The organism is Paracidovorax valerianellae, assembly GCF_900102625.1.
Classification (GTDB): Bacteria; Pseudomonadota; Gammaproteobacteria; order Burkholderiales; family Burkholderiaceae_C; genus Paracidovorax; species Paracidovorax valerianellae.
In genome coordinates, this window is the sequence record NZ_FMZC01000002.1 from 213,174 (window position 1) to 233,999 (window position 20,826).

The following is a 20,826-nucleotide window of genomic DNA, read 5'->3' on the forward strand; positions in this document are numbered from 1 at the left end:
GGTGGCTCTCCATCGGCTTCCCAGGCAGCCCCGATCTTGAAGGCTGCGGCATGGCCCGTCCATGCTGATCGCTCCAGTTCGCATCGCATCCACCCACCGCGAACGGCCGGCACAACCGTGCCGGCGGATGCCCATGATCGTCACCCCCGGGGGATTCCGTCCCCTGTGGGGCCGCGAACCTCCTTCATCCATCGGAGGTTCCATGTCCACGCAACTTGCACGCCTCAATCCGCACCACTCCACCCTCTCGTCCGTCTTCTCCACCCCGGAGCGCCGTCTCATCCAGCGGGCCATTACCCTGCTGGAACGCCGCATGTTCCAACGCGGCGTCCATCTCGACAATCCGCAGGACGTGTTCGATTTCCTCCGGCTCCGGCTGGGCGGGGAAAGCCACGAAGTCTTTGCGGCAGTGTTCCTCGATTCCAAGCATTGCGTCATCGCCTTCGAGACGCTGGCCCACGGGTCCATCGACCAGGCGGTGATCTATCCCCGCATGGTCGTCAAGCGCGCGATCGAGTTGAATGCCGCCGCTTTGATCCTCGCGCACAACCACCCCTCCGGTGACACCCTTTGCAGCGAAAAAGACCGCGCGGTGACCGACCGGCTGCGCACCGCATTGCGGTACGTGGACATTCGCGTCATCGACCACGTCATCGTCGGCAAGGGCACGCCCTACTCGTTCGCCCGAGACGGCCTGCTCTGACCCACGGGCGCCCCCCACCGGGCGCCCGCTCTTCTCGCCCCAACAACAACGCGGGGCCGCGGTGCTTCCGTTTGTCGATGGCTTGCCATCGGGGCTTCGGTTCGACTTGGGGACACCCACCCGCATTCGGAGTCGACACGTGCCGTTCCCTGCTTTCTCGCTGCTCCAGCGCCTGCGCCGCCGGGCACCGCCAGTGGCGGCGCTGCTCATCCTCCTGCCAGTGGCATCGACGGCCTGCGCCGAAGTCCGGGTCTTCACCGACAGCGCCCATCCCGTCACTGCGCCCGCGGGCTTCACCGTCACCGAGCTCGACGCTCCTGCCCGCCTGGTGGCCGCGCTGGGCGCGGGTTTGCCGAGCGATCCCGCACGGGCCGAGGCCATCATGCGCCGGCGCCTGAAAGAGGCCCCGCCCGGCGCTCCTGCGCCTGCACGGATCGCACAGGCCTACCAGGGTGTGGCGGATGCCTACAACGCTGGCATCGCGAAGCTGCCGGCGGTCATGGTCGATGGCCGCTATGTGGTCTACGGCGAGCCGAATGTCCCCCGGGCACTGGCCCGCATCACGACCTACCGGAGCACGCAGCCATGATGCGCTCCCGGCGGTTTCGGGCCGTGGTCGTGGGGGCGTTGCTCGCGAGTACAGGCTCCTCCTTCGCGCTCAACACGGCCACCATCGTGGCGTCGGCACTGTCGCCGGATTGCCTGGCCTACCGCGTGGTGGGCGTGTGCTACTGGTTGTACTGCACCTGGAGCGGCTGCACCGTGCGCACTTCGATCAAGGTGCAGCACTACATCCCCGACGCAGTCGTGTCGAGCTACAGCAACACGGGGGAGAACCCCTGGGTGGAAGTGCGGGCCATGAGCCAGCCCAATCCCAGCGCGCAGGCCGGCGGCGATGGCACGACCAATGAGGACCACGAAAACAACCTGGCCAAGTTCAAGAACGCTGACGTGATCGGGCACCCGGCCGGCGCGGCGTTCAGCGAATTTGCCAGCCAGTCCGGCTACACCTGCGAAGGTGCAGGGACGCCGTTCGTCCCCTATTTGCTCAGCACCTTCGACACGCTCGCCTGGCGCTACAACGTGCCGGAGATGGCCTATCCCGAGGCACTGACACCTGGCGTGCGCGAGATCGGCTCGCGCTCGACGGCCGACCTCTGGGGCAACGTCTATCCCCGTGGAGGGTTCCTCCATCAGAGCGATGACCATCTGGCTGGTGCGGTGGTCGCGCAGCGGGCGGGCGATGTGGTCACGCGCAAAGGCCAGCCACACGTCTACCAGCCACTGCTCGCCACCGCGCATGCGGGCTACTGGCCGGCCGGCGCGCTGCTCGAGAGCTACGCCGCCACCGGAAGGTGGCAGGAACTGACCCCTACCCTGGCGAGCGGCTGCGCGGTATTTCCCAACAGGAACACCCATGTGCAGGCGCAGCGAGGTGACTACGCCTGGGCGCTTTGGCGCCCCTACAGCTGCTGCCAGCGGCGCGGCCAGGTGTTCCTGGGCAGCGTGGATTTCTTCTGAGGGCACGCCGATGAAACACCGTTTTTCCCATAGGCAGTTTTCTGCCGTACGCCGGTTCGGGCCTGCGGGCCTTGCGGCGCTGACGCTGGCCGCCAGCGCGGCGTGGGCGCAGACGCGCATGGATGCCGACGGCATCCACTCCAGCGGCAACGTGCTCGGCAGCGACGTGCTGTACAGCATCGGCGGTGGCCGGGCCGTATCCATGGGACCGGTCGGCAACATGCAGAGCATCGGCGTGGGCGCGGCCTGGAACAGCAACCTGGTGTGCGGCGACATGAGCATCACCACGACGCTGCAGAACCAGCTCAACGGCGTCACCAACGGTTTCCAGTCGATCATGAGCAACGTGATCCAGAACGCCACCAGCGCGGTGGCGTCGCTGCCGGCGCTGATCATCCAGCGCGCCGACCCGGGCCTGTACAACCTGCTGACCAACGGCATCCTGCAGGCGCGCCTGGACTTCGACCGTTCGAAGATGACCTGCCGCGCGATCGCCAACCGCATGGCGGACATCGCCGGCGGACAGACCGGATGGGACCAGCTCTCCGAGGGCATGGCACTCAAGCAGGCGGTGTCCAGCACCGATGCGGTGTCGGCCATCGAACGGGCCGAGGCGAACAAGGGCAACAGCGGCGTGCCCTGGGTGGGCGGCAGCAGCGCGGGCGGCTCGGGCCAGGCTGCCATCAAGGTCGTGGGCGACGTGACGCGCGCCGGCTACAACCTGCTCAATGGCCGCGGGGTCACCGACACCTCGTCGATCAACGCGAGCGACTGCAACGGCCGGCTGACCTGCCAGACCTGGACATCCCCTCAGGCTGCGGCGACCTGGGCGACCCGCGTGCTGGGCGAGCGCGAGCAGCGCACCTGCCAGGCCTGCAACAAGACGGCGACCACGCCCGGCGTGGGCCTGACCCCACTCATCCAGGAAGAGTACGAAACCAAGCTCAAGGCACTGCAGGAACTGGTGAGCGGCGCCAAGCCAACGACGGCCGCCAACCTGGATGCGGCGGGCAGCGCATCGCTGCCGGTCACGCGCGGCGTGATCGAAGCGCTGCGCGACGAACCCGACCAGGACTTGCTGGGCAAGCGCCTGGCCTCGGAAGTGGCGCTGGCGAGCGTGATGGAGAAGGCCTTGCTTCTGCAGCGCACGCTGCTCACCGGCCGCAAGGAACCCAACGTCGCCGCGAACGAACTCGCGACGAAGGCCGTGGACCAGGAGAGCGGCGCCCTGGCGCAGGAGATCCAGAACCTCAAGACCGAACTGGAGCTGCGCCGCGAACTGGCCGGCAATTCGCCGATGGCGCTGATCCAGCGCCACAGCACCCGTGCGGCGGGCTCGCGCGGCATCTACCAGGGCGATCCGACGCGTGATCGCGTGCAGGAGATCCAGAAACCACGGAGCACGCCGTGACCGCCGCGGGACGCAGCCTGCGCGTGCAGCACCTGGTCAATGTCTCCGGCGGCAAGGACTCCACTGCGGTGTACCTGATGGCGATCGAGTCCGGCCGCCCGTTTCGTGCGGTATTTGCGGACACGGGCAACGAGCACGAACTGACGTACGAGTACGTGCGGCGGCTGCATGAGCGCACCGGCGGGCCGCGGGTGGAATGGGTGAAGGCGGATTTTCGTGCCCGGATGGCCAAGCACCGGGCCTATGTGCTGGAGCATTGGCCACGCATGGGCATTCCCGATGCGCTGGTGCAAGAGGCCGCGCAATTGCACGAGCCGACCGGCAACCCATACCTGGATCTCTGCATCACGAAGGGACGCTTTCCGTCGCGGATGGCGCAGTTCTGCACGTCCGAGCTCAAGGAATTGCCGATCACCGAGCAGATCGTGATTCCGATGCTGCGCCGAGGCCCGGTGCTGCAGTGGCTGGGCATCCGCGCCGACGAGAGCACGCACCGGGCACAGCAGCCCCGCTGGAACCGGCACGAGTCGGGCTGCTTCCTGTGGCGCCCGATCTTCGATTGGACGGTGCAGGAGGTGTGGAAGAAGCACGCCGACCATGGCTTGGCGCCTAACCCGCTGTATGCCATGGGCATGGGGCGGGTCGGATGCATGCCCTGCATCCATTGCGGCAAGGCCGAGTTGCGCTCGATCGCACAGCGCTTCCCGGAGCACATCGACCGGATCGAGCGCTGGGAGCGGGTGGTGGCCGCGGCGAACAAGCGGCATGCAGCGACGTTCTTCCCGGCCATGAAGGACCCGACCGATGCGGATCGGCCCGGCCGGTACTCCGGCATCCGCCGGCTGGTGCAGTGGTGCCGCACGGCGCGGGGAGGACGGCAGTACGCGTTGTTCTTCGATGACCCGCCTGGTGGCGGATGCACATCCGATCTGGCGCTGTGCGAGAGGAACCCTTCGTGACAGAAAAGCGCGGATACCGCTTTGCATGGCTGCTCAACCGCCGGCTGGGCATCGCGTTGCTGTGGACCGCGCTGGCCATCGGCATCGCCGTGGCTGCGAACGTGGTGGGCATCCGCATGCTGGGCGGCATCGAAGCCTGGAGCCATTGGCTGCGAGCGTACGCCGGCTATTTTTTCGCCTGGCGGTTGGTTCTGTATGGAGCGACCGCCTGGGGTTGGCGGTGGATGCACCGGCGTCTTCGGCAGCGTGAAGCCTCAACCGAGGCATTCTCTCGTCTGCGGCGCACGGAGATCGCCTCAGTGCTGGTGATTGCATTACTGGAAATAAGCGCGCTGAACGGATGGCCCCTTGGCCCATCCGTTCATTGACCTCACTGCAGTACTGCGAGCAGGTTAATTTCTGCACCAGAGTTCTAATAGCTGCAGAACCTTAGAAATTTTCGCGCGAGTAATCCGCAGATCGCAATGTCACCACGCCATCGCTATTTAATGGCCGCTCAAGCCGTTTGATAACATCCTCCGACACCTGCGGGATCTTGTCACACCGCGCAGGAGGCTTATTAAAATTATCCATAAAGTCGACAGGAAGTCGCTGGATTAATCCATGATTTATCGCCGCACCTAGCGCCCTAACACCAATTCTATCGGTCAAGTTGATTAATTCAGGCGCAATTTCCAACAGAATTTCCCACCCATCTTTTTCCTCATTGACAAAAAATGAGTGGACAAGATTCGACATGCTTGCCCTGCCGGGACTTTCCGACTCAAATGCAAGACTCAACTCGGGTGGTCCGTCATGCTTAGAGACTAGCAGAAGAGAAAAGTATCTCCGCTTCCCGCCCGAGGAATAAACCATCAACTCTCTGGACGCCACTTTCCCCAAAAGATCGCGGCACAGCGCCAGATTCGTTGTCTTCAACACAAATGCAATCTCATCCCCCAAATGAGTGAACTCCATCTTCAGCTCATACCGAATATCAAAATCGGTCGCGGGATGAACAAACAGAATACCCGACTGACCATCTTTTCGAAGCGTTGGGTACAATTCATCGCCTCTCAAAATCGCGAGCTTCAGCTTTTCAAAGTATTCGCCAAATTCGCCCGAATGCATCCGGGTCTTGGAATCATACGAGATCCATTCGAGGCAGACTGGGCTCCCATGCAGCTCGACGACCTGGCTAAAGTTGTGATCTGCCAAAGCAAGTTCGATGGTGGTGAGGTTTGCCTGCTTTTGGCTTGGATTGACTGGATAGCCAAACACGACGTAGCAGTTTTGCCCTTCGACGAACACTGGCACAAGATCATCGTCGCCAAAACCATATTCTTCCACATAGCTGCTCGTCGCTAGCGCTGTTTCAAACCAATCCTGATGCCGAGCCATCTCTTCGGTGAGCTCAATGATGGGAAGCAGTACGTCTGTTGCGTTTGGGTCATTCAGATAATCGAGGGCGGCTTGGTACCAAGCCGCTGGTTCTTTCCATACGATGCGAAGCTTTCCTACGGGTTCGGCATACTCGCCTCTCTCAGAGCCGAAATCGTAGAACCTCGGCAGATAGGTTCGCGTGCCGATCAAACGTAGGCAGGTTCCATTGACAACGACCGTGGACTCGACGACAGCCCAAGGGTCGGGGCCGATGTTTGCCGGCTGCCATTCCGACGCGTTGAGCGTCGGCACCACATCTCCAAGCAAAATCGGACCAGAGCCCACAGCAAAAATCTCTTGCAAGTGGCCGAGCATCCCCGCCAAATTGGTGTTGGTCAGCAGATGCTGACTCATCGACCTTGCTAGATCGCGACGCTGCTCAAAGAAATACGACCGCGCCTCGCTGGAACTAGGCAGAGATGCCAAGAGTTGGATATTTTTGTCCAGCGTTCGGCGCTTCAGCCGGTTAACCAAGTCAGTCCACGCGGAGCAGCGGTAACAAGACCTGGCCAAGATGTCCTTGGCCACGGTGATTGGAAGCTTGAGCCTTGCCGCGAAACGTTTCGCTTGGCGATGAATAGTGTCGAGCTTGTGCTCGACAAGGATTGAATCGGTCATGGTTATGTCCTCAATGCGGTTTGCACTGGAGACGCCCATCCACCTTCCCCAGTGCTCGCAAAGAGCTGAACCAAGGGACAGAAAAACCGCAGGTTGATTCCACTTCGCTGTGGCCCGATGGGCCCTGGGGATGGGCAGCACGCCGACCATGCAACGGCGCAGGAGTGAATCTTACCCCTTGAAAGAGACGATGAAAACATCCCCCTGGAGCCATTGGCGTGCGCTTTCGCCACCGACATGACAGCTGTAGGTCCAAAGCCAAGTCCATCTCTCATGGCGCAAGTTTTGGATCTGCAAGCATGTCATTGCGGCACACCGCGAACCGGGCACTCACTCAATCCCAGGCAGAACCTCTCCCGCACGGAGCAGCAGCCAATTGGCGCGGTGACTTCAAGGTGCTTTCTGGACCGCGTTCGATTGCTCATGCCCTCGCCCGCACGGCAGCATTCCCACTGTCACCGGCCCGGGCAAAGAGTTGGCCTAACAGCTGCAGCGCATCGTCCTTGGGCCGCAACTGACCCGAGGCAAGCGCCTTGAGATAGGCTTCGATCACTTCCAGGCTCTCTGGGGCCACGGGCGATGCGCCCGCTTCCTCAACCTGTTCCCCGGCCTCCCAACGATCCAGTCGGTTGGCCCAGTCCTGCATCATCAGACGACGCTGCTCCACGTAGGCCGCATGGTTGTACGCGGCACGAATCTGGTTGGGGTCGGCGTGCGACAGTTGTGAATCGATCCACTCCACACGGTAGCCGAGCTCATTCAGTGCGGTGGAGATGGTGCCCCGGATGCCATGACCGGTCAGTTGCTCTTCGTAGCCCATGCGACGCAGCGCGCCATTGAGCGTGTTTTCGCTGATGGGCTCTTTGAGGTCGTCACGATTGGGCAGCAGATATCGCTGCGCTGGCCGCCGTGCCTGCGCGTCCAGCAGTTCGCGGACGATAGCAATGGCCTGGGTCGACAGTGGCACCACATAGGGCGGCACGGTCTTGCCTTCTTTGCGCATCTTCAACTGCAACTGCTTGACGATCACCGCGGGGATGGTCCACAGGCCTCTTTCGAGGTCGAACTGCTCCGGCACCGCCCAGCGCAACTCGCCCGTCCGAACGCCGGTCAGGAACAACAATTGAATGCCTTGGCGAGTGGTCTTGAAGCCACGGTACTTGCGCAAGGTCCGCAGGAACGCGGGCAGTTCCTCCATGCGCAGGAACGGGTTATGGCTCACCGGGGGCTTGGGCACGGCCACGATGTCCAGATCGCTGGCAGGGTTCGCAGGCAGGCCCTTCTCCACCATCGCATAGCGAAACATCTGGTTGAACCAGGTGCGCACCTTCTCAGCAGTGGTCAGCGCATGGCGGCGCTCGATCTTGCGCAACACTTCCAGCAGGTGTGCCGGCGTCACGTCAAAGATGGAGACCGTGCCGAGCCAAGGCAACACATCCTTGTCGAAGATGCGATTGATCTGCGACAGCGTGCTTTGCCGGCCGGTCTTCAGGCTCAATGCCTTGAAGTCCCGCCACGACTGAAACACTGCCTGGAAGGTGTGCGTCGCTGCCGCATGCGCCTTTTCTTCGGCCTGGCGAAGATAGACGCGCGGATCAATGCCGTTGGCCAGGTGTGCCCGCAGTTCATCGCGGCGTGCCCTCGCATCCTTGAGGCTGAGCTCGGGATACGGAGCGATAGCGATGCGCTGCTGCTGACTCATCCATGAAAAACGGAAGTGCCACTTCTTCTTGCCTTTGGCACTCACGAAGAGCAACAAGCCATGCGCGTCGTTGAGGGTGTAGTCCTTGCCGGTCGTTCTGGCTTGCCGAACGGCGGTATCTGTCAAAGCCATCGCACTCTCCTTCAAGTTGGAGGAGAGGTGTACCGACGTCGATGAAGCGCCAACAGCCAAAAACCGCACCGCATGGCCACCGGATTTCCAGTACTAATTTATGTACTAAAAATGCTTGGCTGGAGGTGGATTTCAGCAGACTTCGCTGGATGCTCCACAGGCATAAACCACTGTGGGATCAAGGCGCTGTGGACTTCGATGGAAGTCCACAGCATAAAAATTGGAGCGGGAAAAGAGTCTCGAACTCTCGACCTCAACCTTGGCAAGGTTGCGCTCTACCAACTGAGCTATTCCCGCATTTTGCCGATTTGATTTTCATCATCTCAGCAAGCCTCAAATTATATCACCAAATTTTCCCTGTTCAACCCAAATTGATTTTGGATCTACCAAGCACCTCAGCTTTTCAACATCGGTGTACTGGAGGCGCGGGCCGGAGTCGAACCGACCTACACGGATTTGCAATCCGGTGCATAACCGCTTTGCTACCGCGCCAAACCTGTTTTCCTTGGCAAAAAGGGGAAGCGTTGCTTCCCCTTTTTTTGGAAATTGGAGCGGGAAAAGAGTCTCGAACTCTCGACCTCAACCTTGGCAAGGTTGCGCTCTACCAACTGAGCTATTCCCGCGTTTACCGAAGCCTCACATTGTACAACGTTTGCATCGATGGGATGAATTGTAGCGCAACTTTTGGAGGTTCCGGACAAAAATCCATCAATGCTTTACGGACCCTGCCGTTGCAGCATTTTTTTCGTCGGGCGTCGGCACGGCAGCAGCGATCTCCTCGTCCGTCAGTGCAATCGGCTTGCGCTCGAGTGCCACTTCCAGCACCTTGTCGATCCACTTCACCGGCACGATTTCCAGACCGCTTTTCACGTTCTCAGGAATCTCCTGCAGGTCCTTCACGTTTTCTTCCGGGATCAGCACGGTCTTGATGCCGCCGCGCAATGCCGCCAGCAGTTTCTCTTTCAACCCGCCAATGGCCGTGACTTCGCCCCGCAGGGTGATTTCGCCGGTCATGGCCACGTCGCCACGCACCGGGATGCCGGTGAGCGCAGACACGAAAGCCGTGGTCATGGCAGCGCCCGCGCTGGGGCCGTCCTTAGGCGTGGCGCCATCGGGCACGTGAATGTGAATGTCGCGCTTCTCGAAGGCCTCATCCTTGATGCCCAGCATGCGCGCACGGCTTCGCACCACGGTTCGCGCCGCTTCGACAGACTCCTTCATCACGTCTCCCAGCGAACCGGTGCGCGTGATGACGCCCTTGCCAGGCATGGTGGCCGCTTCGATGGTCAGCAGATCGCCTCCCACTTCGGTCCAAGCCAAACCGACGACCTGCCCCACCTGGTTCTGCTGCTCCGCACGGCCATAGGTGTACTTGCGAACGCCCAGGTAATCGGGCAGGTTGTCCGCGGTTACCACGACCTGGGGCGTCGCCTGCTTGAGCTGCAACGCTTTGACGACCTTGCGGCAGATCTTCGACAGTTCGCGCTCCAGTGAGCGCACACCTGCTTCGCGTGTGTAGTAACGCACGACGTCCCGCACGGCCGATTCGGTGACCTGCAACTCTTCGTCTTTCACCCCGTTGTTGCCCATCTGCTTGGGCAACAGATACTTCACGGCGATGTTGGTCTTTTCATCTTCGGTGTAACCCGACAGGCGAATGACTTCCATGCGGTCCAGGAGCGCAGGCGGAATGTTCATCGAGTTCGACGTGGCGACGAACATGACGTCGCTCAGATCGAAGTCCACTTCCACGTAGTGATCGCCGAACTTGTGGTTCTGCTCAGGATCGAGCACTTCCAGCAGCGCGCTCGAAGGGTCGCCACGGAAGTCCGTGCCGAGCTTGTCGATCTCGTCCAGCAGGAACAACGGATTGCGCGTGCCGACCTTGTTCAGGCTCTGCAGCACCTTGCCAGGCATGGCGCCGATGTAAGTCCTGCGATGGCCGCGGATCTCCGCCTCGTCGCGCATTCCGCCCAGCGCCATGCGGACGTACTTTCGGCCCGTGGCCTTGGCAATCGACTGGCCAAGCGACGTCTTGCCCACACCGGGTGGGCCCACCAGGCAAAGGATCGGGGCCTTGACCTTGTCGACGCGCTGCTGGACCGCGAGGTATTCCAGGATGCGATCCTTGACCTTGTCGAGGCCGTAGTGGTCTTCGTTGAGCACCCCTTCGGCGTTCATCAGATCGTGCTTGATCTTGGTCTTCTTACTCCAGGGCAAGCCGGTCAGCACTTCGATGTAGTTGCGCACGACCGTCGCTTCCGCCGACATGGGCGACATGAGCTTGAGCTTCTTGAGCTCGCTGTCGGCCTTTTTGCGCGCCTCGGCGGGCATTTTCGCGAGCTTGATCTTCTTTTCGATCTCCTCGATGTCAGCGCCCTCTTCGCCTTCGCCAAGCTCCTTCTGGATCGCCTTGACTTGCTCGTTGAGGTAGAAATCGCGCTGGTTTTTCTCCATCTGCCGCTTTACGCGGCCGCGGATCTTCTTGTCGACATTGAGAATGTCCACTTCCCGATCCAGCTGCTCGAAGAGGTTTTCCAGCCGCAGTTTCACGTCTGAAAGATCAAGCACCACCTGCTTGTTCTCCAGCTTGAGCGGGAGATGGGCGGCGATCGTGTCTGCCAGACGGCCCGGATCGTCGATGGCGGAAATCGACGTGAGAATCTCCGGCGGGATCTTCTTGTTCAGTTTGACGTACTGGTCGAACTGCTGCATCACGGCGCGGCGCAGTGCTTCGATCTCGCTGGGCTTGTGCCCATCGTCCTGCGCTTCGACAGGCGCAACCGTCGCCGTGAAGTGGGTTTCGTTGTCCTGAATGGCCGAAACGAGCGCCCGCTGCTGCCCTTCGACCAACACCTTCACGGTGCCGTCGGGCAATTTCAGCATTTGCAGGATCGTGGACACGCAGCCCACGTCGAACATGTCGGAGACGAGGGGCTCGTCCTTGGCGGCCGTTTTCTGGGCGACCAGCATGATCCGCCGGTCGGCGTCCATCGCCAGCTCCAGGGCCTTGATGCTCTTCGGGCGTCCCACGAAGAGCGGGATCACCATGTGGGGGAAGACCACGACGTCGCGCAAAGGCAGCAACGGCAGGTCGATAGGGGTGGCAGGCAGGGGGGTGTGTCCGGACATGGAAATCCTCATGAAGCTGTTCGGAATATGGTCCAACAGCGAGATTTTTCAACCCACCACAATCGCCGGAAAGCGAAGGCGATGGGTTGCAGGCGAAGAGGACTGCAGGCGGGCTGCTGTGTTACCGGCGTGCCGAGCCTCAGGCTTTCTTGGCAGCCTCTCGATAAACGAGCAAAGGAGCCTTGTTTTCTTCGATGGTGGATTCATCCACCACCACTTTTTCCACATTGGTGGCGTTGGGCAGGTCGAACATGGTGCTGATCAAGGATTGCTCCAGAATCGATCGCAGTCCACGCGCGCCGGTCTTGCGAGCCAGTGCTTTGCGGGCGATGGCCTTCAGGGCCGCAGGGCGGATTTCGAGATCCACGCCCTCCATGGACAGCAGTTTGTTGTACTGCTTGACCAGTGCATTCTTGGGCTCGGTCAGGATCTGAACCAAGGCATCTTCGCTCAACTCAGCCAAGGCAGTGACCACCGGCATACGACCCACCAATTCGGGAATCAGGCCGAACTTGATCAAGTCTTCCGGTTCGATTTCGGTGAACACTTCGGTCAGCGAACGCTGCTTCTTGCTCTTGACCGAGGCTCCGAAACCGATGCCGGAGGCTTCCGTACGGTTCTCGATCACCTTTTCAAGCCCGGCAAACGCCCCACCGCAGATGAACAGAATGTTCGTGGTGTCGATCTGCAAGAAGTCTTGGTTGGGGTGCTTGCGTCCGCCCTGCGGTGGCACGCTGGCCATGGTGCCTTCGATGAGCTTGAGCAGGGCTTGCTGAACACCTTCACCCGACACATCCCGGGTGATCGAAGGATTGTCCGACTTGCGGGAAATCTTATCGATCTCGTCAATGTAGACGATTCCGCGCTGGGCCCGTTCGACTTCGTAATTGCAGCTTTGCAGAAGCTTCTGGACGATGTTTTCCACGTCCTCGCCCACATAGCCCGCTTCCGTCAGCGTGGTGGCATCGGCCATCACGAACGGTACATCGAGCATGCGTGCCAGGGTTTGCGCGAGCAGCGTCTTGCCGGAGCCGGTGGGGCCGATCAACAGGATGTTGCTCTTGGAGAGCTCGACCTCATCCTTGCCTGCTTTGTCCTTGTGGCGCAGGCGCTTGTAGTGGTTGTACACCGCGACCGCCAGCGTGCGCTTGGCAAAGTCCTGCCCTATGACATAGCTATCCAGATTCGCCTTGATTTCTGCCGGGGTGGGCAGATCGCCGCGCGATTCACGGGTGCCGTCTGCTGCGGGAAGCTCATCCCGGATGATTTCATTGCACAGGTCAATGCACTCGTCGCAGATAAAAACCGACGGACCGGCGATCAGCTTCTTTACCTCGTGCTGGCTTTTGCCGCAAAAGGAGCAGTAAAGGGTTTTTTCGCTGGAAGAGCCTTTTTTCTCGGCCATGGGGGCAATGCCTCGTGTTGCGGAAAGTTGTCGGGATGATAACGAAATAAAAAACGGCGTCTTCCCTAGGGAAAACGCCGCGTATTCCCTTGCGGAGCGATCAGGGGCGCTTGGCGATGACCTGATCCACGAGACCGTACTCCTTGGCTTCGTCGGCCGTCAGGAAGTAGTCGCGCTCGGTGTCGTTCTTGACTTTGTCCAACGGCTGGCCGGTGCGTTCCGCCAGGATGCGGTTCATCTGGTCCTTGGTACGCAGGATGTCCCTTGCGTGGATTTCGATGTCCGTCGCCTGACCACGGGCGCCACCCAGAACCTGGTGGATCATGATCTTGGAATTGGGCAGCGAAAACCGCTTGCCCTTGGCACCCGCCGCCAGCAGGAAAGCACCCATGCTGGCCGCGAAGCCCACGCACATCGTCGAAACGTCGGGTTTGATGAACTGCATGGTGTCGTAGATCGCCATGCCTGCAGTGACGCTGCCGCCAGGCGAGTTGATATAGAAAGAGATGTCCTTGTCGGGGTTCTCGCTTTCGAGGAACAACAACTGGGCCACCACGAGGTTGGCGGTCTGGTCATTGACCTCGCCCACCAAAAAAATAATGCGCTCTTTCAGCAGCCGCGAATAGATGTCGTAGGAGCGTTCGCCGCGCCCCGACTGCTCGATGACCATCGGGACCATGCCCAAGGCTTGTGTTTCCAGTGCACTCATGTTTTCTCCTGTCAAGCGGATACTGTACCCAGAAATGAATTGGGGCTTGTGCACGCAAGCACAAGCCCCCAATGTCATCCAACCGCCAGAAACCGCAATGGGTTCATCCAGCGGTACCAGTGCTTCAGCCCTGGCCCATCAGTTCGTCGAAGGAAACGGACTTGTCCGTCACCTTGGCCTTGCCCATCACGAAATCGGTCACGTTGTTTTCGATGACGACCGCTTCCACTTCGGCAAGACGCTGGCGATCGCCGAAGTACCAGCGAACGACGTCTTCCGGCTTTTCGTAGCTGGCAGCCAGTTCGTCCACGTGGGCCTTCAGTTGCTCGGGCTTGGCGTGCAGTTCGTTGGCGCGAACCAGTTCTGCCACGACCAGGCCCAGGCGCACGCGGCGCTCGGCCTGGGGACGGAACACGTCTTCAGGGATTTCAGCCTTGTCGGCGTCCTTGATGCCACGTTGCTTGAGGTCGGCACGGGCGCCTTCCAGCAGGCGGGCGATCTCGGCCTGCACGCTGGCATTGGGCAGGTCCAGTTCAGCCTTGGACACCAGGGCGTCCATGACGGCTTGCTTGTTGCGGGCCAGCAGGCGGAACTTGACTTCGCGCTCCAGGTTCTTCTTGATGTCGGCGCGCAGGCCATCGACCGTGCCGTCGGCGATGCCGAGGGACTTGGCGAGTTGCTCGTTGACTTCCGGCAGGTGGGCGGCTTCGATCTTCTTCACGGTGACCATGAAGTCGGCCGTCTTGCCGGCCACGTCCTTGCCGTGGTAATCGGCAGGGAAAGCCAGGGGGAAGGTCTTGCTTTCGCCGGACTTCATGCCGCGCACAGCGTCCTCGAATTCCTTGAGCATCTGGCCTTCGCCGACCAGGAACTGGAAGTCTTCGGCCTTGCCGCCGGAGAAGGTTTCGCCGTCGATCTTGCCTTCGAAGTCGACCGTCACGCGGTCACCGTCTTCGGCGGCGGCGCCTTGTGCGCGCTGGGCGAAGCTGCGGCGCTGCTTGCGCAGGATGTCGATGGTCTTGTCGATGGCGGCGTCGGTCACTTCGGCGGACAGCTTCTCGACTTCGGCACCCGTCAGGTCGCCGATCTTGACTTCAGGGAACACTTCGAACACGGCGTCGAAGGTGACCTGGCCTTCAGGAGCGCCGTCTTTTTCGGTGATGCGGGGCTGGCCGGCCACGCGCAGGTTGGCTTCGTTGGCGGCTTGGGCGAAGGCTTCGCCGACCTTGTCGTTCAGCACTTCGTATTGCACCGAGTAGCCATAGCGCTGGGCCACGACGTTCATCGGCACCTTGCCGGGACGGAAGCCGTCCATCTTCACGGTGCGGGCCAGGCGCTTGAGGCGCGTGTCGACCTCGGACTGGATCGCGGTGAGGGGCAGGCTCAGCGTGATCTTGCGCTCGAGCTTTTCAAGGGTCTCAACAGTAACGGCCATGGCTCTTCCTCTATGAATATGGGGACCGTGACGGCTGCTTTGCAGCCGCACCGTGGTGCGCGGGGGGGGACTCGAACCCCCACACCATTGCTGGCGTCAGGACCTAAACCTGGTGCGTCTACCAATTTCGCCACCCGCGCAAACTTACAAACAAAACAGGCGCCCGGCAGGGCCGGACACCTGTGTGAAATTGGTCAACCTTCGATTTTACCTTGTCGGCGGACCGACTCCCATCAAGCCGGTTTCGGAGCGTGCCGATCGGGCTCTTTCACGCGGAACCACGCTGCATACATCGCGGGCAGCGCCAGCAGTGTCAGCACCGTCGCCACGATCAGCCCGCCCATGATGGCCACGGCCATCGGACCCCAGAACACGCTGCGCGACAGCGGGATCATGGCCAGCACGGCCGCAGCGGCGGTGAGCACGATCGGGCGCAGCCGGCGCACGGCCGATTCCACGATCGCGTCCCAGGCCGGCACGCCGCGCGCACGGTCCTGCTCGATCTGATCGATCAGGATCACGGAGTTGCGCTGGATCATGCCCATGAGCGCGATCACCCCCAGCAGCGCGACGAAGCCGAACGGCCGGCCGAGCAGCAGCAGCGCTCCGGCCACCCCGGCGATGCCCAGCGGGCCCGTCAGGAACACCAGCACCGCGCGGCTGAAGCTGTGCAGTTGCAGCATCAGCAGGGTGAACGTGATGAACAGCATGATCGGGATGCCCGCCGCGATGGAGGCTGAGCCCTTGGAGCTTTCCTCCACCGCGCCCGCCACTTCGATGCGGTAGCCGCTCTGGCCGGCGGCATGCCACTTCGCTTCCAGTTGCCGCAGGCCCGGCAGCAGCGCTTCGGTCACGGTCGCGCCCTGCAGGCCCTCGATGACGTCGCCCTGCACCGTGATGGCGTAGTCGCGGTTCTCGCGCCACATCACGCCCGGCTCCCAGGTGAAGACCGGCCGCGCGATCTGCGTCAGCGGGATGGCCTTGCCCGACGCGGTGGGCAGGTAAGCGTTGGCCACGTCGGTGATGGCCTTGCGCTCGTCCGGCGGCTGGCGGAACACGATATCGATGAGCTTGTCGCCCTCGCGGTACTGGCCCACGGTCGTGCCGGTGAAAACGGTTCGGGCGGCCTGCGCGATGGACTGGCTGGTCACGCCGAGGGCGCGGGCCTTGTCCTGGTCCACTTCCAGGCGCATGACCTTGACGGACTCGTTCCAGTTGTCGTTCACGCCCCGCATCTGCGGGTGGTCGCGCAGGATGGCCTTGACCTCATCGGCCCGGGCGCGCAGCACGGTCGGGTCGGTGCCCACCACGCGGAACTGCACCGGATACGGCACCGGCGGCCCGTTGGGGAGCAGCTTCACGCGCGCCCGAACTTCGGGAAACTCGCGCGCCATCATTTCGGGCAGCCCCACGCGCATCGTTTCACGCACCTTGAGGTCCTGCGGCACCACGATGAACTGCGACACGTTGGTCTGCGGGAACACCTGGTCGAGCGGCAGATAGAAGCGCGGCACGCCCGAGCCCACCCACACGGTGACCGTGGAGACGCCGGCTTCGGCCCGCAGGCGCTCTTCGACGCGGCGCGTGACCGCTTCATTGGCCTCGTACGAAGTGCCTTCGGGGAACCAGATGTCCATGAGCAGTTCGGGCCGGCTCGAATCCGGGAAGAACTGCTGCTGCACCCGGCCCATGCCGACGATGCCGAGCGCGAAGATGCCGACGGTGAGGCCGATGGTGATCCAGCGGTAGCGCACGCACCAGTCCACGCAGCGGCGGAACACGTTGTAGAAGCCGCTGTCGAATGCCTCGTGCGGCTGGCCGTCCTCGCCCACGTGCACGTGCGGCGGCTTCTTGAGCAGCAGCGTGCCCAGATAAGGCACGAAGTACACCGACACCAGCCACGACAGCACCAGCGCGATCACCGTCACGGCAAAGATCGCGAAGGTGTATTCGCCGGTCACCGACTTGGCGATGCCGATGGGCAGAAAGCCGGCGGCGGTGATGAGCGTGCCGGTCAGCATCGGCATGGCGGTGATCTCGTAGGCGAACGTGGCCGCGCGCACCTTGTCGTAGCCCTCCTCCATCTTTCGCACCATCATTTCGACGGCGATGATGGCGTCGTCCACCAGCAGCCCCAGGGCGATGATGAGCGAGCCCAGCGAAATCTTGTGCAGCCCGATATTCCAGTACCACATGGCCAGGAACGTGACGGCCAGCACCAACGGGATGGTGATGCCCACGACCAGGCCGGGGCGGATGTCCAGCGTCCAGCGCTTCCACAACGGGTGCTGGCCGGGGCGCTTGTGCAGCCCGAGCGCCAGGAAACTCACGGCCAGCACGATCACCACGGCCTCGATCAGCACCTTCACGAACTCGTTGACCGAGGACGACACCGACTTGGGCTGGTCCTGCACGTTCACCAGCTTGACGCCGGCCGGCAGGGTCTTTTCGATCTGCTGGGTGACGGCGTGCAGCGCTTCGCCCAGCCGGATGATGTCGCCGCCCTTGGCCATCGACACGCCGAGCGCGATCACTTCCTTGCCCTGGTGGCGCACCTTCACGGCTACCGGTTCAACGTATCCGCGGTGCACTTCGGCGATGTCGCCCAGGCGCAGCTGCGCGCCCGAGGCGCCGCGGATCGGCATGGCGCGCAGTTCTTCCACCGCGCCGAACTGGCCGGCCACGCGCACCTGAACCTGGTCCTGTGGCGTCTGGATGGTGCCGGCGCTTTCCACCGCGTTCTGCTGGCCCAACTGCGACAGCACTTGGTTCATGTCCAGGCCCAGCTGCGCAAACCGCTTCTGAGAAATTTCGATGTAGAGCTTTTCGTCCTGCACGCCGAACTGCTCGACCTTGGCCACGTCGGGCACGCGCAGCAACTGCTGGCGCACGTCGTCGGCAAAGGTCTTCACTTCGGCGTAGCTGAACCCCTCGGATTCGAGCGCGTAGATCACGCCGTACACATCGCCGAAGTCATCGTTGAAGAACGGACCCTGCACACCCTGCGGCAGGGTGCCTCGCATGTCGTTGATCCTCTTGCGGACCGTGTACCAGACGTTGGGCACATCGCCCGCCTTGGACGAATCCTTGATGTTGAAGATGATCTGCGACTCGCCGGGCTTGGAGTAGCTGCGGATCTTGTCGGCGTACGGCACCTCCTGCAGGGTGCGTTCGAGCTTGTCGGTCACCTGCTCGGCGACCTGCTGCGCCGTGGCGCCGGGCCAGAAGGTGCGCACCACCATTGCACGGAAGGTGAAGGGCGGATCTTCGTCCTGCCCAAGCTGGAAATAGGCCCCGAAGCCCATCAGCATCAGCACGATCATCAAGTAGCGCGTGAGCGCCGGATGGTCGAGCGCCCATTTGGAGAGGTTGAAGCCCTCTTTCGGCTGGATCTGCGTCATGGAAGAGCCTTCAGCGGGCAGTGGATGCGGGCACGGTGGCCACCGGGACGGACGCTGCGGCGGCCGGTGCGCTTGCTACGTTATTGGTAGCAGCTTGCGCAGTATTCGCCTGCGCTGGAGGCATTTTTTGCTGATAAGGCACTACTTTCTGGCCAGGCGACAGCACGTGCACGCCCGTGGCCACCACCTGCATGCCGGGGGCCAGGCCCGAGGCCACCACGGCCTCGTTGCCGTCCGCCGTGGCGATCTGCACAGCCTGCGAGCGCACGGTGCCGCTGGCGGCGTCGAACACCCACACCGCCGTCTGCTGGCCATCCTGGCGCAGCGCGCTCGTGGGCAGCTTGATGGCCTGCTGGCCGGCCTGGCCCAGCGCCTCGGGCAGCACATACACGGTCGCGCCCAGGGGCGGCGATTCGGCGCCTTCGATGGCGACCTTGATCTGGAACGTGCGGGTGACGGCGTCGGCGCTGGCGGCCACCTCTCGCACCCGGCCGGTCAAGGGCTGACCGCCTGACCAGGAGCGCACAGCCACCGGCTGGCCGGTCTTCATGCGGGCAACCTTGTCTTCCGGTACAGCGAAGACCACGTCGCGTGGGCCGTCCTGGGCGATGCGCACCACCGGGGTGCCGGCCGAAACCACTTGGCCGGGCTCGGCATCGATGCCCGTGATCACGCCGGAAACATCGGCCACCAGCCGCGTGTAGCCGGTCTGGTTGCCTTGCGAGGCCAACTGAGCGCGGGCTTGGTCGAGCGCCGCATCGGCGGCTTTCAGGGTGGAGGCACGGCGTTCCAATTCCGCGCCGCTGATGAAGTTCTGCGCCTTCAGCGCCGAGTAGCGCTGGTAGTCGGCGGCGGCGAGTTCCCGCTGCGTGAGGGCGGAGGCGACCTGGGCGCGCGATGCGTCAGCGGCCAATTGGTAGTCGCGCGGATCGAGCTGGGCCAGCACTTGCCCAGCCTGAACGCGCTGGCCGAGTTCGGCCTGGCGCTGCACGATCTTGCCGGCGACGCGAAAGCCCAGGCGCGATTCGATGCGAGCACGCACCTCGCCGGCATATTCGAGTTGCGTGTTCAGCGGGCCCGCGCCCACGGTGAGCAGCTTGACGGAGCGCACCGGCTCGGGCGCCGGCTCGGGCTTGGAGCAGCCCACCCCGGCGAGCACCGCCGCGCCGAGGGCCAGCCCCCCCATTGCGCGCTGTACCCAAGAAAATGCCCCGTGACGGGGCTGCGAGGGGAACGGCCGGGAAAGCCGCGGCGCGACAGAGGTGTTCATGCTGATTCCGGGAAAGCGGTTTGTTTTACTGACTGACTGGTTAGTAATCTATGAGAAGCCTCATCAACTTGTCAAGCGACAATCGCGCGGTGACCCCGCCCGCACCCCCATCCGACCCCCGCTCCGCCACGCCGGGCGCCCCTTTGGCGCCGGCCGTGACGCACTATGAAAATTTTCCGGTGGCCTCGCTGCTGTGCCCGCCGCACCTCCGCCAGCCCATCGCAGCCATATACGCTTTCGCGCGCGCGGCGGATGACCTGGCCGACGAAGGCGATGCCACTCCGGACGAACGGCTGGCCATGTTGGCCGAGTACGGCGCGGAGCTGCAATCCATCGCCGCTGGCCACGCACCGGCGCCGCGGTGGGCGGCCATCTTCGGGCCGCTGCAAGCCGTTTTGCACAGCCATGCCCTGCTGGTGCCGCTGCTGGCCGACCTGCTGAGCGCCTTCACGCAGGACGTGGCACGCACCCGCGACGGCGCGGTGTACGCCGACCGGGCCGAGTTGCTGGACTATTGCCGGCGCTCCGCCAACCCCGTCGGCCGGCTGCTGCTGCACCTGTACGGCGTGAGCGATGCGACGTCGCTCACCCGCAGCGATGCGATCTGCTCCGCGCTGCAGTTGATCAACTTCTGGCAGGACCTGAGCGTGGACATTCCGCGCGGAAGGCATTACCTGACCGATGCGGACTGCGCAGCGCACGGCGTGGATCGCGCCGAGCTGTCCACCCTGCGCACCACGCCTGCCACCCGGGCGCTTGTCAACGACTGCGCGGCCTGGGCCCGCCGGCTGATGGAGCAAGGCGCGCCCCTGGTGCACAGCCTGCCCGGGCGCGCAGGGTGGGAACTGCGCCTGGTCGTGCAGGGCGGGCTGCGCATCCTGGACAAGGTCGAAGCCCTGGACGGCGCCAGCCTGCACACCCGGCCGCGCCTGCGCCCGCTCGACTGGGCGCGCATGCTGGGCCGGGCCGTGGCGATGTAAGCCGAATTCATGGCCGGCAAGCGCGG

14 protein-coding genes, 4 tRNA genes and 1 pseudogene are annotated in these 20,826 nt (G+C 62.8%); 7 read left to right on the forward strand and 12 right to left on the reverse strand.

Annotation, left to right across the window (positions count from 1 at the left end):
* Positions 1-202 precede the first annotated feature (202 nt).
* From radC to BLT03_RS03715, 6 genes are all read left to right on the forward strand, one after another.
* Positions 203-703, forward strand: a complete 501-nt coding sequence (gene radC / locus BLT03_RS03690; RefSeq protein ID WP_092740448.1) for a RadC family protein — start codon at positions 203-205, stop codon at positions 701-703.
* Positions 704-842: 139 nt separating this feature from the next.
* Positions 843-1,292 (forward strand): TIGR03757 family integrating conjugative element protein, encoded by a 450-nt coding sequence (locus BLT03_RS03695; protein ID WP_217640136.1) that lies wholly within the window; start codon positions 843-845, stop codon positions 1,290-1,292.
* Positions 1,292-2,224 (forward strand): TIGR03756 family integrating conjugative element protein, encoded by a 933-nt coding sequence (locus tag BLT03_RS03700; protein ID WP_092741041.1) that lies wholly within the window; start codon positions 1,292-1,294, stop codon positions 2,222-2,224. The genes BLT03_RS03695 and BLT03_RS03700 overlap by 1 nt, the downstream gene beginning before the upstream one ends.
* Positions 2,225-2,234: 10 nt before the next feature.
* Positions 2,235-3,635: an integrating conjugative element protein gene (locus BLT03_RS03705; RefSeq protein ID WP_092740450.1), complete on the forward strand. Its 1,401-nt coding sequence runs from the start codon at positions 2,235-2,237 to the stop codon at positions 3,633-3,635.
* Entirely contained in the window at positions 3,632-4,594 is a 963-nt protein-coding gene (locus tag BLT03_RS03710) for a phosphoadenosine phosphosulfate reductase domain-containing protein (RefSeq protein WP_245711226.1), read from the forward strand. Before BLT03_RS03705 ends, BLT03_RS03710 begins: the two co-directional genes overlap by 4 nt.
* The gene (locus tag BLT03_RS03715) at positions 4,591-4,962 is read left to right on the forward strand and encodes a hypothetical protein (RefSeq protein WP_092740452.1); all 372 of its coding nucleotides are present in this window, start codon (positions 4,591-4,593) and stop codon (positions 4,960-4,962) included. The genes BLT03_RS03710 and BLT03_RS03715 overlap by 4 nt, the downstream gene beginning before the upstream one ends.
* Before the next feature lie 61 nt (positions 4,963-5,023).
* Here the strand turns inward: BLT03_RS03715 and BLT03_RS03720 are convergent, their stop codons facing one another.
* The 12 genes and pseudogenes from BLT03_RS03720 to BLT03_RS03775 all read right to left on the reverse strand — a co-directional run bounded on the left by BLT03_RS03720 (position 5,024) and on the right by BLT03_RS03775 (position 19,820).
* Entirely contained in the window at positions 5,024-6,634 is a 1,611-nt protein-coding gene (locus tag BLT03_RS03720; RefSeq protein ID WP_139160312.1) for a hypothetical protein, read from the reverse strand.
* 586 nt (positions 6,635-7,220) lie between these two features.
* Positions 7,221-8,468: pseudogene (locus BLT03_RS03725) on the reverse strand (tyrosine-type recombinase/integrase); the annotation flags it as partial.
* Between the two features lie 221 nt (positions 8,469-8,689).
* A tRNA-Gly gene (locus BLT03_RS03730) sits at positions 8,690-8,765 on the reverse strand.
* Between the two features lie 121 nt (positions 8,766-8,886).
* A tRNA-Cys gene (locus BLT03_RS03735) sits at positions 8,887-8,960 on the reverse strand.
* Between the two features lie 55 nt (positions 8,961-9,015).
* A tRNA-Gly gene (locus BLT03_RS03740) sits at positions 9,016-9,091 on the reverse strand.
* Between the two features lie 85 nt (positions 9,092-9,176).
* Complete coding sequence (gene lon / locus BLT03_RS03745) at positions 9,177-11,600, reverse strand: endopeptidase La (RefSeq protein ID WP_092740456.1); 2,424 nt, start codon at positions 11,598-11,600, stop codon at positions 9,177-9,179.
* A gap of 139 nt (positions 11,601-11,739) precedes the next feature.
* Complete coding sequence (clpX, locus tag BLT03_RS03750) at positions 11,740-13,005, reverse strand: ATP-dependent Clp protease ATP-binding subunit ClpX (protein ID WP_092740458.1); 1,266 nt, start codon at positions 13,003-13,005, stop codon at positions 11,740-11,742.
* 100 nt (positions 13,006-13,105) lie between these two features.
* The gene (gene clpP, locus BLT03_RS03755) at positions 13,106-13,714 is read right to left on the reverse strand and encodes an ATP-dependent Clp endopeptidase proteolytic subunit ClpP (protein ID WP_092740460.1); all 609 of its coding nucleotides are present in this window, start codon (positions 13,712-13,714) and stop codon (positions 13,106-13,108) included.
* A gap of 124 nt (positions 13,715-13,838) precedes the next feature.
* Positions 13,839-15,149, reverse strand: coding sequence for a trigger factor (gene tig, locus BLT03_RS03760; RefSeq protein ID WP_092740462.1), 1,311 nt, complete (start codon positions 15,147-15,149; stop codon positions 13,839-13,841).
* A 53-nt stretch (positions 15,150-15,202) separates the two neighbouring features.
* Positions 15,203-15,289, reverse strand: a tRNA-Leu gene (locus tag BLT03_RS03765).
* 93 nt (positions 15,290-15,382) lie between these two features.
* Positions 15,383-18,550: an efflux RND transporter permease subunit gene (locus BLT03_RS03770; protein WP_092740464.1), complete on the reverse strand. Its 3,168-nt coding sequence runs from the start codon at positions 18,548-18,550 to the stop codon at positions 15,383-15,385.
* A gap of 10 nt (positions 18,551-18,560) precedes the next feature.
* On the reverse strand, positions 18,561-19,820 hold the full coding sequence (locus BLT03_RS03775) for an efflux RND transporter periplasmic adaptor subunit (RefSeq protein ID WP_092740466.1): 1,260 nt from the start codon (positions 19,818-19,820) through the stop codon (positions 18,561-18,563).
* Between the two features lie 50 nt (positions 19,821-19,870).
* Between BLT03_RS03775 and hpnC the strand changes: the two genes are divergently transcribed.
* Positions 19,871-20,800: a squalene synthase HpnC gene (hpnC, locus tag BLT03_RS03780; RefSeq protein WP_092740468.1), complete on the forward strand. Its 930-nt coding sequence runs from the start codon at positions 19,871-19,873 to the stop codon at positions 20,798-20,800.
* The last annotated feature ends 26 nt before the right edge of the window (positions 20,801-20,826 follow it).

Coding starts and splice junctions, on each gene's coding strand:
- hpnC (WP_092740468.1), top strand. CDS start 19,871: ATGAGAAGCCTCATCAACTTGTCAAGCGACAATCGCGCGGTGACCCCG.
- radC (WP_092740448.1), top strand. CDS start 203: ATGTCCACGCAACTTGCACGCCTCAATCCGCACCACTCCACCCTCTCG.
- BLT03_RS03720 (WP_139160312.1), bottom strand. CDS start 6,634: ATGACCGATTCAATCCTTGTCGAGCACAAGCTCGACACTATTCATCGC.
- lon (WP_092740456.1), bottom strand. CDS start 11,600: ATGTCCGGACACACCCCCCTGCCTGCCACCCCTATCGACCTGCCGTTG.
- BLT03_RS03700 (WP_092741041.1), top strand. CDS start 1,292: ATGCGCTCCCGGCGGTTTCGGGCCGTGGTCGTGGGGGCGTTGCTCGCG.
- clpP (WP_092740460.1), bottom strand. CDS start 13,714: ATGAGTGCACTGGAAACACAAGCCTTGGGCATGGTCCCGATGGTCATC.
- tig (WP_092740462.1), bottom strand. CDS start 15,149: ATGGCCGTTACTGTTGAGACCCTTGAAAAGCTCGAGCGCAAGATCACG.
- clpX (WP_092740458.1), bottom strand. CDS start 13,005: ATGGCCGAGAAAAAAGGCTCTTCCAGCGAAAAAACCCTTTACTGCTCC.
- BLT03_RS03770 (WP_092740464.1), bottom strand. CDS start 18,550: ATGACGCAGATCCAGCCGAAAGAGGGCTTCAACCTCTCCAAATGGGCG.
- BLT03_RS03775 (WP_092740466.1), bottom strand. CDS start 19,820: ATGAACACCTCTGTCGCGCCGCGGCTTTCCCGGCCGTTCCCCTCGCAG.
- BLT03_RS03705 (WP_092740450.1), top strand. CDS start 2,235: ATGAAACACCGTTTTTCCCATAGGCAGTTTTCTGCCGTACGCCGGTTC.